This is a genomic window from Streptacidiphilus monticola, from assembly GCF_042658505.1.
Taxonomy (GTDB): domain Bacteria; phylum Actinomycetota; class Actinomycetes; order Streptomycetales; family Streptomycetaceae; genus Streptacidiphilus; species Streptacidiphilus monticola.
Genome location: NZ_JBHSQJ010000150.1, coordinates 15,883 through 30,798 on the forward strand (window position 1 = coordinate 15,883; position 14,916 = coordinate 30,798).

13 protein-coding genes, 1 tRNA gene and 1 pseudogene are annotated in these 14,916 nt (G+C 73.5%); 4 read left to right on the forward strand and 11 right to left on the reverse strand.

All coding sequences use genetic code 11. The annotated features are described in order from the left end of the window. The first annotated feature begins 137 nt into the window (after nucleotides 1-137). The gene (locus tag ACFP3V_RS28920; protein WP_380589779.1) at nucleotides 138-665 is read left to right on the forward strand and encodes a DUF2231 domain-containing protein; all 528 of its coding nucleotides are present in this window, start codon (nucleotides 138-140) and stop codon (nucleotides 663-665) included. A 54-nt stretch (nucleotides 666-719) separates the two neighbouring features. Here the strand turns inward: ACFP3V_RS28920 and egtD are convergent, their stop codons facing one another. The 9 genes and pseudogenes from egtD to ACFP3V_RS28965 all read right to left on the reverse strand — a co-directional run bounded on the left by egtD (nucleotide 720) and on the right by ACFP3V_RS28965 (nucleotide 9,172). After that, on the reverse strand, nucleotides 720-1,718 hold the full coding sequence (gene egtD / locus ACFP3V_RS28925; protein WP_380589856.1) for an L-histidine N(alpha)-methyltransferase: 999 nt from the start codon (nucleotides 1,716-1,718) through the stop codon (nucleotides 720-722). 102 nt (nucleotides 1,719-1,820) lie between these two features. Next, nucleotides 1,821-2,468 (reverse strand): annotated as a pseudogene (gene egtC / locus ACFP3V_RS28930) (ergothioneine biosynthesis protein EgtC); the annotation flags it as partial. Continuing rightward, on the reverse strand, nucleotides 2,468-3,790 hold the full coding sequence (gene egtB / locus ACFP3V_RS28935) for an ergothioneine biosynthesis protein EgtB (RefSeq protein WP_380589782.1): 1,323 nt from the start codon (nucleotides 3,788-3,790) through the stop codon (nucleotides 2,468-2,470). The gene egtB and the pseudogene egtC, both read right to left, overlap by 1 nt. Next, nucleotides 3,787-5,079, reverse strand: a complete 1,293-nt coding sequence (gene egtA / locus ACFP3V_RS28940; protein WP_380589784.1) for an ergothioneine biosynthesis glutamate--cysteine ligase EgtA — start codon at nucleotides 5,077-5,079, stop codon at nucleotides 3,787-3,789. Before egtA ends, egtB begins: the two co-directional genes overlap by 4 nt. Nucleotides 5,080-5,196: 117 nt before the next feature. Continuing rightward, nucleotides 5,197-5,640 carry a large conductance mechanosensitive channel protein MscL gene (locus tag ACFP3V_RS28945; RefSeq protein WP_380589787.1) on the reverse strand — a complete coding sequence of 148 codons (444 nt, stop codon included), beginning with the start codon at nucleotides 5,638-5,640 and terminating at the stop codon, nucleotides 5,197-5,199. Nucleotides 5,641-5,846: 206 nt separating this feature from the next. Further along, a tRNA-Lys gene (locus ACFP3V_RS28950) sits at nucleotides 5,847-5,918 on the reverse strand. Nucleotides 5,919-6,024: 106 nt separating this feature from the next. Further along, the gene (locus tag ACFP3V_RS28955; protein WP_380589790.1) at nucleotides 6,025-6,900 is read right to left on the reverse strand and encodes a hypothetical protein; all 876 of its coding nucleotides are present in this window, start codon (nucleotides 6,898-6,900) and stop codon (nucleotides 6,025-6,027) included. A gap of 20 nt (nucleotides 6,901-6,920) precedes the next feature. Continuing rightward, nucleotides 6,921-8,129 (reverse strand): cellulase family glycosylhydrolase, encoded by a 1,209-nt coding sequence (locus tag ACFP3V_RS28960; protein ID WP_380589793.1) that lies wholly within the window; start codon nucleotides 8,127-8,129, stop codon nucleotides 6,921-6,923. Between the two features lie 350 nt (nucleotides 8,130-8,479). Continuing rightward, nucleotides 8,480-9,172 carry a nucleotidyltransferase domain-containing protein gene (locus ACFP3V_RS28965; RefSeq protein ID WP_380589796.1) on the reverse strand — a complete coding sequence of 231 codons (693 nt, stop codon included), beginning with the start codon at nucleotides 9,170-9,172 and terminating at the stop codon, nucleotides 8,480-8,482. Between the two features lie 491 nt (nucleotides 9,173-9,663). Between ACFP3V_RS28965 and ACFP3V_RS28970 the strand changes: the two genes are divergently transcribed. The 3 genes from ACFP3V_RS28970 (at nucleotide 9,664) to ACFP3V_RS28980 (ending at nucleotide 12,235) form a co-directional block, all read left to right on the forward strand. After that, the gene (locus ACFP3V_RS28970) at nucleotides 9,664-10,596 is read left to right on the forward strand and encodes an NADP-dependent oxidoreductase (protein ID WP_380589799.1); all 933 of its coding nucleotides are present in this window, start codon (nucleotides 9,664-9,666) and stop codon (nucleotides 10,594-10,596) included. 259 nt (nucleotides 10,597-10,855) lie between these two features. Continuing rightward, the gene (locus ACFP3V_RS28975; RefSeq protein WP_380589802.1) at nucleotides 10,856-11,581 is read left to right on the forward strand and encodes an SDR family oxidoreductase; all 726 of its coding nucleotides are present in this window, start codon (nucleotides 10,856-10,858) and stop codon (nucleotides 11,579-11,581) included. Nucleotides 11,582-11,707: 126 nt separating this feature from the next. Further along, on the forward strand, nucleotides 11,708-12,235 hold the full coding sequence (locus ACFP3V_RS28980; RefSeq protein ID WP_380589805.1) for a pyridoxamine 5'-phosphate oxidase family protein: 528 nt from the start codon (nucleotides 11,708-11,710) through the stop codon (nucleotides 12,233-12,235). A gap of 468 nt (nucleotides 12,236-12,703) precedes the next feature. On the opposite strand, the gene ACFP3V_RS28985 is transcribed toward ACFP3V_RS28980, so the two are convergent. Together ACFP3V_RS28985 and ACFP3V_RS28990 are read right to left on the reverse strand one after the other, a co-directional pair. Continuing rightward, nucleotides 12,704-13,918: an MFS transporter gene (locus ACFP3V_RS28985; RefSeq protein WP_380589808.1), complete on the reverse strand. Its 1,215-nt coding sequence runs from the start codon at nucleotides 13,916-13,918 to the stop codon at nucleotides 12,704-12,706. A gap of 45 nt (nucleotides 13,919-13,963) precedes the next feature. Further along, nucleotides 13,964-14,779, reverse strand: a complete 816-nt coding sequence (locus ACFP3V_RS28990) for a UbiA family prenyltransferase (protein WP_380589811.1) — start codon at nucleotides 14,777-14,779, stop codon at nucleotides 13,964-13,966. Nucleotides 14,780-14,916 lie beyond the last annotated feature (137 nt).

A 14,916-nucleotide genomic window follows, 5' to 3' on the forward strand; every position in this document is an offset into this window, starting at 1 on the left:
TCCTGCGGTGCTGTGAGGAGGTACGCCACCGGCCTGCGCCGGGTTCAGCGGCTTTCACCCGGATCAGCATGTTGGGTGCCGGTTCGTCCTGGGCAGACGCTGCAACAGCACCGGTCCGGTCTCCCCAGGAGGTGGCCATGTACAGCAGGGCTCAGATCGCCGGACACCCCATCCACCCCATGCTCATCGCGTACCCGGTGGCCGGTTACACCGGGACGCTCGTCGGCCTCGCGGTCTACGCCGCGAACGGACAGCAGTTCTGGCTCAACTTCGCGATCGCCATGAACATCGCGGGCGTCGGCGGCGCGCTGCTCGCCGCACTGCCCGGCGCGGCGGACCTGGCGCTCGGCGTGCCCCGCGGATCCGGGGCGCGGCAGACCGGCCTGATGCACGCGGGCGTGAACGTGCTGGCGCTGGCGCTGTTCGCGATCAGTCTCGGCCTCTACGCCGGGCACTGGAACGGTCCCGCCCGCTCTGCCACGCCGGGGCTCGCGCTGGCCTCGGCCGGCCTGCTCTGCACGATCGCCGCGGGCGCGCTCGGCTGGATGCTGGTGCAGGACTTCCACGTGGGCGTGCAGTTGACGCCCGAGCAGCAGCGTGACGAGATGGCCGTGCAGAGCGTCCGGCCGCTCCCGATGCGGGGCCAGCACCGGCGGGCGGCGTAGGGCCCGCCCCGGCAGCACCGGGCCCCGGCACCGCCGGGGCCCGGTGCGGGTGGTTCAGCGGGACGGGACCACCAGCAGCAGGGCGAAGCGGCCGGGCCCGTCGGTCCACCACTCGCGCACGGTGAAGCCCGCCCGTCCCAGCTCCTCCTCGAGCGACTCCCGGCGGAACTTGCACGAGATCTCCGTGCGCACCGACTCGCCCGCCGCGAAGTCCAGCCGGAGGTCCAGGGCCGGGATCTTGACGTTCTGCTCCGCCTCCGCCACCAGGTGCATCTCGATCCGCTCGTGCTGGGCGTCCCACACCGCCCGGTGGGCGAAGGCGTCCGGGTCGAAGTCCGCGCCCAGCTCCCGGTTCAGCACCGCGAGCACGTTGCGGTTGAACGCCGCGGTCACACCCCGGCTGTCGTCGTACGCGCGGACCAGCACCTGAGGGTCCTTCACCAGGTCTGCTCCCAGCAGGAGTTGGTCGTCCCCGCTCATCCGGCGGCGCAGCCGGGCGTAGAATCCGGCGCGCTCGTCGCGGTCCAGGTTGCCGATGGTGCTGCCGAGGAAGGCCAGCAGCCGCGGTCCCGGCGTGTCCGGGAGCACGATCTCCTGCTCGAAGTCCGCCACCGTCGCCCGGACATGCAGGGACGGGTAGTCGAGGCAGAGCGCCTCGCCCGCCTCCCGCAGCGCGGACGGGCTGACGTCCTGGGGCGCGTAGGTGAGCAGCGTGCCGCGTTCGGTCAGCGCGTCGAGGAGCAGCCGGGTCTTGCGGGACGAGCCGGAGCCGAGTTCGGCGAGCGAGGCGGCCCGGCTCAGATCGGCGATCTCCGGGGCGCGGCGGACCAGGATCTCCTGCTCGGCCCGGGTCGGGTAGTACTCGGGCAGCCGGGTGATCTCCTCGAACAGCTCGCTGCCGCGCGCGTCGTAGAACCACTTGGGCGGCAGCCACCGCGGCCGCTCGGCGAGGCCGCGCTGCACGTCCTCGCGCAGCGCGCGTTCGAGGTGGTCGACGGGGAGCCGGTCGTCCAGGGTGAACCGCTCGGAGCTGTCGTAGCTGTCGGGGGTCATGCCGGTGCCCTTCGTGCGGCGCCGCGGCGCCGGTGGCCGCAGCGGGGTGGTGCGGACGCCCCCCGGCCCGGCCAGCAGCAGGCTCCGCTCCGGAAGCTCCTGCCAGTCGGATGCGTCGTCGTCGGGTTCGGAGGCGACCAGCACCTGGCCCGGCCGGGCCCGGTACCAGAGGCTGTCGCCGTGGCGGGTGGCCGCGATCGAACGGCCGTCGGTGAGCAGCAGGTTGAGCCGCGCACCGGGACGCCGGGCCGCGACCTCCCGGACCAGGTCCGCCAGCGCCGCGCCCATCGGCTCGCCGCGCCGCAGCCGCTGCCGCAGCAGCTCCCACAGCAGCGCGGAGTCGCAGTACGCCTCCAGCGGACGTGTCGTGACGGGCAGCCGGGTCCAGTCCGGGACCGAGCCGTTGTGGCTGAACAGCCAGGGCCCCTCCCGGTAGGGGGCGACGGCGGACTCGTCGGCCGTGCTGCCCACGGTGATGTCCCGGACCGCCGCCAGCACCGCCCCGCTGCGGGCGGTGCGCAGCAGGTCGGGCAGGTTGGCGTCGTCCCAGATGGGCACCGCCCGGCGGTACCGGGCGGCCGGCTCGCCGCCGCCGTCCGGGTACCAGCCGACGCCGAAGCCGTCGCCGTTGACCACGCCGTGGCGCTGCCGCCGCGGCTCCCAGGCCTGCCGGAACAGGCTGTGCTCGGTGTCGGTGACCAGCGTGTCCAGCGCCACCACCGGGCCGAGGTAGGCGAGATGACGGCACATCAGGCGGCTCCGCGGCGGCTCGGCTCCGCGTCGCGGGCGGTGCGGAAGCCGCAGAAGATCTGCCGCCGGACCGGGTAGTCCCAGTTGCGGAAGGTGCCCCGGCAGGCGACCGGGTCCACGCCGAAGGCGCCGCCGCGCAGCACCTTGTACTCGGGGCCGAAGAAGACCTCCGAGTACTCCTTGTACGGGAAGGCCTGGAAGCCGGGGTAGGGCAGGAAGTCGCTGCTCGTCCACTCCCATACGTCGCCGATCAACTGCCGGGCGCCGGTGGGCGACTGGCCCTTCGGGTAGCTGCCCACGGGGGCCGGGCGCAGATGGCGCTGGCCCAGGTTGGCGTGGTCCGGGGCGGGGTCCGCGTCGCCCCAGGGGTAGCGCTGGGACGCCCCGGTGGCCGGGTCGAAGCGGGCCGCCTTCTCCCACTCCGCCTCGGTGGGCAGCCGCCGTCCGGCCCAGCGGGCGTACGCGTCCGCCTCGTACCAGCAGACGTGCAGCACCGGTTCGTCGGGCGGCACCTCCTCGACGGCCCCGAAGCGGCGGCGCAGCCAGCGCGAACCGTCGCGCCGCCAGAAGAGGGGGGCCTCGAGCCCCGCCTGCTCCCGGTGCGCCCAGCCGTCCGGGCTCCACCAGCGGGGGTCGGCGTAGCCTCCGTCCGCGATGAACTCCTGGTAGCGGGCGTTGGAGACGGGCACGGTGTCCAGGTGGAAGGCAGGGAGGTCCACCTGGTGCGCGGGACGCTCGTTGTCGAGCGCCCAGGGCTCGGAGCTGGTGCCCATCACGAACGGCCCGGCGGGGACGAGGACCTCGGCGGGCAGCGCCGCCGCGTCGGCCGGCGCGGGCGGGGGCACGGGCGCGTCCAGCACCGCTGCGCCGGTGCGCAGTTGATGGGTGGCCAGCATGGTCTCGTCGTGCTGCTGCTCGTGCTGGGCGATCATTCCGAAGACGAAGGCGTCGGCGAGCAGCGGGTCGTCGGTCTCGTCGGTGTCCACCTCGTCAAGGAGGGCCAGCGCGGCCTCGCGCACGGCGGCGTCGTAGGCCCGGGCCTCGGCCGGGGACAGCAGCGGCAGCGCCGGGCGGTCGGCCCGGGAGTGCCGGAAGGCGTCGTAGAGGTGGTCGATGTCGGGCCGGATCCCGGGACCGCGGCCGGCGTTGCGCAGCAGCCAGAGGTCCTCCTGGTTGCCGACGTGGGCCAGGTCCCAGACCAGCGGGGACATCAAGGGGGAGTGCTGGGCGGTGAGTTCGGCGTCGTCCAGGCAGTCGGTGAGGGCGAGGGTGCGGCGCCGGGCGCGTTCCAGCGCGGCGCGCGCCTCGTCGGCGAGGCTCATGCGACACCTTCCAGTGCGGCGAGTTGGTCATCGGCGGGACATCGGCCCCGGCTCAGGTAGGTCTCCGCGAAGCCGGCCACGAGTCGCCCGAAGTCCTGCCCGGGGTCCTCGGCCGGGGCGTCGGCTGCGACTCCGGCGACGGCGGTTTCGACGGCGGTTTCGACGGCGGTTTCGACGGCGGCGAAGCAGGCCAGGGCTGCCTCGCGGAGGATCGGGTCCTCGGGGCCGAGGTGGGCGGCGCGCTCCCAGGTGCCGGCGTCGGGCAGGAGCGACCCGGGGGCGCACAGGGGCTCGGTGGCGGCCCAGGCCGCGGCCGCAGCACGCGGGTCGTCCAGCAGCGTCGCGGCGACCAGCGTCGGCACGATCCAGCCGTCGGGGCCGGGCTGGGCGTCGATCATGCGCAGTTCCAGGAAGCCGCGCGGCCGGACGGGTGGGAAGAGGGTGGTCAGGTGGTAGTCCAGGTCCGCCGTACCCGGCGCGGGCAGTCCGTCGCAACCAGCCAGCCAGGAGCGGAAGGTGAGCCCGGCGGGCACTCCCCAGTCGTCGTCCCCGTCCCCGTCGCCGCACGGCCGGCACATCACGCCCGCGTCCAGCGCGTAGCGGGCCCAGTCCGCCGGGGCGGGGCCGTCGGTCGCGACGGGCCGGGTCCGGCCCGGGTCGAGGCGGGTCCACACCAGCTGCCGGGTGGACTTCCAGCCGCTCGGACTGCCTTGCCACAGAGGCGAGTTGGCGAAGGCGGCGACCAGCACCGGGCCGATCCGGTGCGTCAGCAGCCACCGCTCACGCTGCTGTGCGGGCCCGACGCCCGCCTCCAGGTTGACCTGCACCCCGGCGGTCGCCCGCATCATCATCCGGCCCCAGCCGCCGGCCCCGTCCAGCCGGTCGAAGTACCGCTCCATCGCCCGGTACCGGGGGTACTCCAGCAGCCGCGGCGGATCCCGGAACGGCTCCAGTCCGTTGCCCTCGACCACCAGGCCGCGGGCCCGCAGGGCCGCCCGCAGCTGTTCCAGTTCGGCGGCCGTCCGCCGGATGCAGGCTGCGGGACCGTCCGCCGGGGAGGAGCTCAGCTCCAGCTGCCCGCCGGGTTCGTGGCTCAGCCGCCCGCCGTGCGCCAGCCGGTCTCCCGCCACCAGCCCGGCCGTACGCCGCAGCGGCGGACAGCTGCCCGGGCGGGCCGGGTCGCGCACCAGCCACTCCAGCTCGACACCGACCCGTCCGGGCGGGCCGGTCTTGAAGCAGACGCCGTGTATGTGCGCCTCCGCCTCGTCCTCCGTCATCCGCTGTCCCATGGGCTCCTCCGTCGGTAGTCCCTTCCCCTCATCATCGACCGCATGCGCCCCGGCTACACCGCGAGATTTCGCCCGATCCGGCCCGATCCGGTCCGGGTCGCTTCCGCATGATGCTGTTCAGACGACGGGACCGACCGTCGTGGGGGGCTGCTGCGTACCGCAGTACTTGCACTTCGAGGCGGCCAGCGGGATGTCCTCGGAGAGACAGGCGGGACAGGTCTTCACCGGTGGCGCGTCCTCGAAGACGGCGATGCCGCGGCGCCGCTGCATGTGCTTGTAGGGCAGGACGACGGCGAAGTAGACGACGGCCATGAAGAGGATGAAGTAGATCAGCGCGGAGATGAAGGCGCCGATGTTGAGGTAGGTGGCGGAGTTCCCCTTGTGCCCGAGCTGCCAGCCGAGCCCGAAGGTGTTGCCGCCGCCCGCCCGCGCGATGATCGGCTCGACCACGTTGTCGGTGAACGCCTTGACCAGCGTGCTGAACGCCAGCGCCACGATCAGCCCGATGGCGGTGACGATGACATCGCCGCGCATCAGGAAGTTCTTGAAGCCCTTCAGCATCTCCGCTCCTGTCCCCGTGGGCACCCGGACACTGAGCACGACACCAGACCCCGGCCACCCCCGCCCGCCCCGCCGGTCCGATCGGATGACGCCCGTGCTCCGAACGTGGACCAGGCGCCAGCGGGAGCGACGGAGCTGCGCGGAGCGGAAAAGAGAGGAGCGCCCCTCCCCGCGGCTCGGCCGCAGGGTGGGGCGCTCTGTGCAGGTGGGGCGCGTGGGGGTCGAACCCACAACCTACGGATTAAAAGTCCGCTGCTCTGCCATTGAGCTAGCACCCCGGCGGCCCGTACCCGCGGTGGGGTCGGCGGGCCAGACCGTAGCCTACCTGGTGGGCCGGGCGGTCGGTGCGATCATTCAGGCCCGGCTTCCCGGGCCCCGCCCGGCTCAGTCCAGGTCGCGGCGGCCGAGGTTGCCGAAGGGGCGGAACCATTCCTCCGGGCGGTAGCCGGGCGGCGGGGACGCGGGGTCGGCGTCGTAGAGGCGCAGGAAGCCCTCGTCCTGGAAGAAGCCGCGGCGGCACCCGTTCCAGTCGTAGTCGTAGGGGTGCACCGGCAGGCCCGCGACCTGGTGCTCGATCAGTCCGGGCTCCGCCGAGAGCGAGTCGTCCGCCTGCAGGAGCGCGATGTGCAGGGCGAACTCCTCGGCGGGGCAGCGCGGCCGGGGCCAGTCGCCCTCGGCGAGGTCGCCGGCCAGGGCGTCGAGCGCGCCGATGAACCGGTCGCGCCAGATCGCGTCCTGACGCCAGGTCAGTTCCGGGAGGGCCCCGAACACCGAGGAGTCGGACTCCGCCTCGACCGGGTCGTCGCCCAGCTCCTCGAGCTCCTCACGGGCGTCGGATCCGAGCAGGACCAGCTGCGTGTGGAGCACGGCGGCCGTGCGCGGGGTGAGCAGCCAGCCGCCGGGTCCGTCGTCCAGGACCTCGTCCAGCGGGAAGAGTTCGGAGAAGTCGGGCTCGTCGCCGTCCCCCGGCAGACCGACGGCGACGATGGCGCCGAGCGCCTCGACGCCGTCGATGCCGACCACCAGGACGTCCGGGTCCAGCAGTTCGGCCAGCGCGCCGAAGGGGCCGGCGTCGACCTCCTCCAGCCGGTCGGCCTGTTCCTGCAGGTCCACCGGCTCCGCCTCGGCGACCGCCTGGCGCGCCTGGGCACGCAGGGCCTCCCAGTCGGAGAGCCGGAGCCGCAGGGTCACCCGGACTTCGATCTCCTCGATCTCCTCGGGGAGTGCGGACAGTTCCGGGAACTCGTCACCAGCGGGCATGTCACCAGCGTAGGCCCCGCTCAGGCCGGACGGAGGACGAGCGCCGACTCTCCTCCCGCGACGACCGGGGACAGCCACAGCTCACCGTGCCGCCCGCCCGTCGGCGGGAGCAGGCGCAGCACCCGGGCGCCGGAGACCGAGACCCGGACGCCGGAGCCGTAGACCGAGGGCGGCAGGACCACCCGGGTGGGAGCGGCCACGCCCGTGCCGACCCCCAGGAGCAGGGTGTAGCGGCGCGTCGCCGGGTCGTACCGCTCGGAGCGCACGGTCCCGGACACGGCCGCGGCGTAGGGGGCGAAGACCGGGGCGTCGCCCGGATGCGGGGTCCCGGACGGGTCGAGCGGGGTGTACCCGCCGGTGCCGCGGCCCCAGTACCAGAGGGTCCAGCCCGCCGCGAAGCCCTGCATGGCGGCGACCTGACGGGAGATCAGCTCCGCGTTGCCCGGCCGGTCCGCGTTCGGCGGTCCCCACTCGCCGACCAGCACCGGCATCCCGTGCTGCCGCGGGTACGCGGTGATCGCCGCCGTGTAGTTCTCCACGAAGCGGTCCGCCGGGTCCCAGTCCTGGCCCGCCTCCACCGCCGTGTCGTAGAAGTGGGGGGCGTAGCCGATCCGGGGCTCGCCGGGGCGCGGGTCGGTGAAGCCCGGCAACCGGGTGGGGACGCCCTCGCCGACGAGGACCGTGGGCTCGACGAAGAGCCAGGCGTCCCGGTCCTGCGAGCGGACGGCCGCGATCAGCCGCCGGTACATGCCGGCCAGTCGCCCCTCCTCCAGCGCCGCCGAGGCGGCGGCCTGGGCGGCAGGGTCGGTCGGGTCACCGTCGATGGGACCGCTCGGCTCGTTGAACAGGTCGTAGCCCAGCAGCGAGCGGTGGCCGCGCAACTCCCGTGCCACGTGCGCGTAGAAGGCGGCCTGGGCGGCACGCAGGTCGGGGTCGTCGTAGAGGTGCTGGAACGCACGCTGGACGGCGGGCTGGAAGTAGCCGGCGAACCAGTCGGAGGGGTCGGGCGTGAACGGCAGCCCGTCGTCGCGGGTGGCCCAGGCGGGGGCGCCGTCGTCGCCCGAGCCGCGCGGAGTGCTGAACTGCGGCCCGTAGACGTCCTGGTGGAAATCGACGACGACGCGCAGGCCGTACCGGTCGGCCCAGCCCAGGACGCGCTCCAACCGCGCCTCGGCGGCGGCGTCGTAGCGTCCCGGCCGGGGCTCGAGACGGGCCCAGGTGGTGGCCACGCGCAGCAGGGTGAAGCCGTGGGCGGCGATGTCGCGGACGTCGGCCTCGGTGGTCTCGCGTACTTGTCCAGGTTGAAGCCGCGCAGTTGCAGCGTCCTGCCACGGGCGTCCGCGAACACGGTCCGTCCGTCGGCCAGGGTGACGGTGTGCAGGCCGTGGCCGGACCGGGCCGGGGAAGCGGCCGAGGCCGCCGGGGCCGCGACGCCGCAGGAGAGTGCGGCGGCGAGGGCGAGGACGATCACGGCAGGGGCGGAGCGGCGTGCGCGCATGAGTCACCTCGTCGTCGAGGAGGACCGGTCGGGCGTCGATCCTGCCCGGCCGGACGTCGGCGCACAAGAGGAATGCGAGGACTACTCACTTTCCTCGGCGGCCGTCCAGTGGGCCCGCCGGACGCGCCGCAGCCAGGCCTCCGCCGGAGCCGGATCAGGTTCCTGCGGGAGCACCCCGGGCCGGGCGAACTGCTCCTCCGCCGCGGCCAGCAAGGACTCCGCACGGTCCGGCCGCTCGGCCAGGCGCTCCCCCAACTCCCTTACCCGGTCCGGGTCCTGGAGGCGGACGCGGAGCTCGCCGGTGCGGTGCAGGGTGACGCCCTGCTCCAACAGCCGCACCAGGTGCCGGGCGTGCTTCGCCAGCCGCGCGGACGGCGCCGTGCCGGCTTCGCGCTTGTGGCAGAGCTTGCGGAACTGCTGGGCGGCGTAGCCGAGGTACGCCCCGCGCACGGCCGCGGCGGACGCGAAGCAGCCCCGGATGCCGATGAGCTCCTCGCCGAGCGGGGTGCGCACCTCGTACAGCTCTCCGGGCAGCCAGACCAGCTCCGAGGCGGTCGGATTGCTCGTCAGCGCGAGCCGGCACCACTTGGCTGCCTCGTGCAGGGTGCGGTCCGGCGCCGTGGTCACGAGCGACTCGGGCGGGCGGCCGAGCCCGTGCAGCTGCTCCGTGCGCACGGCGAAGACCCCGAGCCGGTCCACATCCGACCCGGGGCCGGCCAAGCCGTAGGCGGTCGAGCCGACCACGCCGCTGAGCAGCACGTTCCGGGAGTCCATGGGCCGAGCCTGGCAGGCGAGGCCGGTCGATCGCGAGGGATTTCCGTCCCGGACCGCGCGGTCCGGGACGCCCCGCGATAAATCGCTTGTCGGCGACCCCGGAGCTGCTTACTGTGGCGGCAGAGGGAAAGGAGGTGATCCTGAATTGAGCAACCATGCAACTGCGCACGTAGGTGCGATGCTGTCTGACTCGTTCGGGAGCGCCGCCGGTCCGGTCGGATTCTCCGCCTGACTGTGCGAGCACCTACGGCGTAGCACGCAACGAGCCCCCGGAGCACCTCAGAGCGAGGCCCGGGGGCTCGTCCCTTTCCCGGGTACGGGCTCCCGCCTGCCTGGGCACCCTCCTTGGCGCTGCCTCCTCGGCGGAACCGCATGTTCCGAAAGAGGTACCGGCGGCTCGCCCTTCGGGTCATGTGCCCTGGCCGAGGTCCTCGTTAGCGTCGCAGCACGGAGCGCTGCGTCCGCAGCTGCGACGCCGAGGAAGGAAAGTCATGCGCGCCATCATCCAGCACCGCTTCGGAGGACCTGAGGTCCTGGAGGTCGCGGAGGTGCCGCCTCCCGTCCCACTGCCCACCGAGATCGTGGTCGAGGTCAAGGCGGTCGGGGTGAACCCGGTCGAGACCATCATCCGCTCCGGCGCCTTCCCGATGATCGGGCAGCCGCCGTTCATCCTGGGCTGGGACGTGTCCGGGGTGGTCACCGAGGTGGTGCCCGGCGTGAACCGCTTCCGGCCGGGTGACGAGGTCTTCGGCATGCCGATGTTCCCGCGGGCGGCGAACGCGTACGCCGAGTATGTCGCCGCTCCCGCCCGGCACTTCGCGCTCAAGCCGGCCAATATCGACCACGCGGAGGCCGCGGCGTTGCCGCTGGCCGGGCTGACCGCCTGGCAGGGGCTGGTCGACGTGGCCCGGATCGGCCCGGGCCAGCGGCTGCTGATCCACGGCATCGCCGGCGGCGTGGGCCTGATCGCCCTGCAGATCGCGAAGGAGCGCGGCGCCCATGTCGTCGGCACCGCGAGCGCGCCGAAGCACGAACTCCTGTACCGGCTGGGGGCGGACGAGCTGATCGACTACCGGACCACGGACTTCGCCGAGCAGGTGCGGGACATGGACGTGGTGCTGGAGACCATCGGGGGCGACTACGGGGAGCGCTCGCTTCGGACGCTGCGGCCCGGCGGGCTGCTGTTCACGGCGGTCGGCCGGAACGACCGGGCGCTCGCCGCCAAGGCCGAGGCGGCGGGGATGCGCTTCGCCGGGATCTCGGTGGAGCCGGACTGCCAGGGCCTGGAGGCCCTGGCAGCGCTCGTCGAGAAGGGCGCGCTGCATCCCCACGTCGAGCGCCGGCTGCCCTTCGAACAGGCCTCTCTGGCCCATGAGTTGGTGGCGAGCGGCCACACCACCGGCAAGATCGTGCTGATCCCCTGAAGGGAAACGGCAGCGGCGCGGAGCGCCCCGGGGATCCAGGCGACCCCGGGGCGCTCCGCCGTTTCCGGGACCCCGCCCGTGCCGCGTTCTCCGATGGGGGTATCCGCAGAATTCCTTGGGAGTAGTCGGGCGGCCCATCAGGGTATTGGCCGGCGGAAGACCCGACGGGACCATGGAAACACCCCCACAGAACCGCATGCAAAAGCCCCACCGCACAAACCTCACGACAGGTGCGGCACTCGGCAGGAAAGGGAGTTCCATGGCAATTCCGACGCTCTCCGGAAAGCGGATCGTCGTCATCGGAGGAAGTTCCGGGATCGGCTTCTCGGTGGCCGCCCACGCGGCGGAGGAGGGCGCGGAGGTGATCATCGCCTCCAGCACCCAGGAGAAGCTCGACCGCGCCCTGGGACGCCTCCCCGAGCAGGTCCGCGGCCGTCGGCTGGACGTCACGGACCCGGCCGGCGTCCAGGCGTTCTTCGACGAGATCGGCGATTACGACCACCTCGCCTACACCGCGGGCGATCCGCTGCAGATCAAGGCCTTCGGCGACACCGACATCGACCAGGCCAAGGCGTTCTTCACGGTCCGCTACTGGGGCGCCTTCACCGCGGCGCGCTTCGGGGCGGCCGGCATCCGCCCGGGCGGCTCCATCGTGCTCAGCTCCGGCAGTGCCGGCGCCCGGCCCGGAAAGGGCTGGGCGGTGGCCGCCAGCATCACGGCCGCCTCCGAGGCGCTCGCCCGCGCCCTGGCGGTGGACCTGGCGCCGGTCCGCGTCAACGTCGTCCGCCCCGGCCCGACCCGCTCGGAACTGTGGGAGGGCTCGATTCCCGAGCCGGAGGAGCTGTACCGCACGTTCGGGGAGAAGCTCCTGGTCGGCCGGGTCGGCGAGGTGTCCGAGGTGGCGCAGACCTACCTCTACCTGATGCGCAACGGCTTCAGCACCGGGTCCACGGTGACGGTGGACGGCGGGCACTTCCTCAGCTAGCGCGGCCCACGCGACCGCGACACCTGAGCCCCGGCCGGGGGCGGACCGCAGAGGCCCGCCCCCGGCCGGTCGGCGTCGACCGAGGGAAGCGAAATCCGGAAGGGATGCAGGGACATGGGGATCGATATGACGGAGCGAGCACACAGCGCGGCCCTGAGGAAATCAATCGACGACATTCTGGGAGCCTGCCGGCTGATGTCCGTGGGCACCGTCGGAACGGACGGCGGACCGTGGCTGCACAATGCCTACTTCTGCCACGACCCGGAATTCCGCCTCTACTTCCTCAGCAGTCCGGAGGCACAGCACTCGCGCAACCTCGCGGCGGGCGACGGCAGGGTGGCCGTCACCGTGGCCGAGACCGCCCAGCCGGGGACGCCGGGTACGCGGCGGGGCGTCCAGCTGCAGGGACACTGCGCCCCCGCCGCCGGGGACGAACTACCGCGCGGCGCTGGGCTGTTCGCCGCCGCGTTCCCCGCGTTCGCCGGAGCCGCGGCGGCTGCGGCTGCCGCCCAGGCGGACGGACGGATGCCCGCCCGCGCACTCTACGTGGTGAAGCCCGGACGCTTCCGCCTCTTCGACGAGTTGACCTTCGGTCAGGAGACCTGGCTGGACGGGGGCTTCCCGCTGGTCGCCGCGTCATCAAACGTGGTGTGACAACGGCGGCGGATCACCGCCGAGGATGCGACGGCAGGGGCACCGGGGGTCTTCACCCGGTGCCCCTGCCGTCCGTCGCGTACGGCCGCGGCGTGCCCTCCTCGGGGGACCCTCGTCGGCGGACCGGGTGCCGCGCCCCCGCCGGCCTTGCGCGCCTGCACCGCGACAACCTCGGCGGGGACGGGCCTGCCGCCAGCGGTGGAGTGCCTGCCTGTTCCCTGCCGTCCCCGGGCGGGGGGGCCGTCGTGGCAACTGCGCGCGCCGCGGCGGCAGGTCCTGCGCCGGGGTGGGTCCGCAGCGGTCCGGCGCATGCGCTCCGCCGTGCCGTCAGTCGCTGCCGATGCGCCGACGGGGCGTAGCCCGCCCGGGGGCAGGACCCCCCAGTGCTGCACACGTGCCGACGTTGCTGCGGGCGGCAGGCTGCTGCCGCCCGGCCGGTCCCTGACGCAGCGCAGGGCGCCCGTGGGCCTACCGCTCCGTCGGCCGGGCCAGGAGTGCGACCAGCAAGGCGGTCGCTGCGAGTGACGCGCCCAGGACGCACAGGCCGGGCCATCCCCAGGCCGCGTAACAGAGCCCGGACGAGGCGGAGCCGGCCGCACCGCCGAGGAAGTAGACGGTCATGTACGCCGTGGTGAGCCTGCTGCGCGCATCCGGGCGGAGCCGGTAGATCGCGCTCAGGTTGAGCACCTGCATCCCCTGGACGCCGAAGTCCAGCAGCACCACGCCGGCCAGCAGGGCCCAGAGCAGACCCCCGCCGTCCAGCGCCAGCAGCCCCCAGCTGAGCAGCACCGCGCCCAGCAGCGCGGCCGTGGCCACGCGGTCCAGCTGCCGGTCGGCGAGGCGGCCGGTCACCCGAGCCGCGACGGCACCCACCGCGCCGGCGATCCCGAACAGGCCGATGACCGTGGCGTCGTAGCGGTAGGGCGGCCCGGCGAGCAGGAAGGCGATGCAGGTCCACAGCGCGTTGAAGCCGGCGAGGGTGAGGAAGCCGTAGCAACTGCGCAACCGCAGCACCGGCTCGTCCCGGAACAGGACCAGCACCGAGCCCAACAGGCTCCGGTAGGAACGGAGTTCCGTCGTGGGGAGGGTGGGCAGCACCCGGCTCAGCACCACGGCGAGGCCGGCGACCAGCAGCGCGGAGACCAGGAAGACCGAGCGCCAGCCGGCGAGGTCCGCCAGGGTGCCGCCGACGGTGCGGGCGAGCAGGACGCCGAGCAGGACGCCGCTCATCACCTTGCCGGTCACCCGCCCCCGCTCCTCGGGAGCGGCCAGGCTCGCCGCGAACGCCACCATCATCGGCGACACCACGGACGCCGTGGCGACGACCAGGCTCGTCAGTACGAGCACCGGCAACGACGGGGCCGCGAAGGACGCGAGCTGGAAGCAGCTGACGACCGTGAGCAGCCGGACCACCAGCCGCCTCCGGTCGAGGACGTCGCCGAGCGGCACCAGGGTGATCATGCCCAGGGTGTAGCCGACCGTGCCCGCGGTCACCACCAGCGCTGCTGAGCCGGCGCCGACGTGGAAGGCCCGCTCGATCATGGCCAGCAGCGGTTGGGCGTAGTAGATGTTGGCGGCCGAGAATCCGGCCGTGACGGCGCACAGCGTGGTGAGCCACGACGGGGACACCGGCTCCAGGGTGCGCGCGGGGGCGGTGCGGGTGGGGTCGGGATGCAAGCTCATCGGTTCGTCCTCGGTCGGGCCGGGCGGCTGGTCGTCTGGGGACTGTCAGTTGGCGGCCAGCCAGAGCAGGGCCAGGGCGTGTGCCAGGTACTGGGTCACCATGAAGGCGCGGTACGGGCGGCGCCGCTCGCCTCGGTCGATGCTGTGCCGGGTGAGTGCCGTCAGCACCGCCAGCACCGCGGCACCGCCGAGCACGACACCGGCGGAAGGGGCCAGCGCGGGCGCCCAGCACAGGGCAGCGGCGAGGTAACCGCCGCCCACCAGCAGGGCGTTGGCGGAGGCGACGATCCGGGTGGGGGTCTGGCCCCACACGATCACCGGCGTCCGGCGCCCGGCCACCCGGTCCCCCTCGACGTCGGACAGGTCCTTGACGACGGCACCGACCAGGGCCATCCACAGGGACATCGCGGCGCCGAGGACGAGCACCGGGGACGTGTCGCCCCGACCGCCGACGCACCAACCGCCGGCGTAGGTGGCCGCGCCCAGCACCAGGACGAGCGCCGACGCGCTGGCGCCGTGGCGCTTGCCGCGGAACGGCGCGCCGGAGTAGGCGTACCCGGCCGCCAGGAAGGCCAGCAGCGGCACGAGTTCGGCCGGCCCGCCGGCGAACAGGCCGAGCGGCAGGCCGAGCAGCCCCGCGGCCAGTGCGCCGCCGACGGCGTGGGGCACGGCCAGACGACCGCTGCTGATCGGGCGGGTGGAGCCGTTGGCCCGGTCCTCGACGCGGTCGGCGATGCCGTTGAACACGTAGATCGCCATCGTCGCCAGCGTCCACGCCAAGGCCCCGGCGACCAGCCGGATTCCCGGCCGGAAATCGGGGGAGGACAGCAGCGCCGCAACGACGAAACGCGCCAGAAACATGAACAGGACTGGAATCCTCGACTCCGCTGCCAGCAATCCAAGAATCTGCAGGGGCTGAAAGCGGGTCCGCTGTAGCGGGTTACTGAGCGGTACTTCCGTGACCAGCGTAGGCATGCCGCTACGCTAAGCCGGAATCC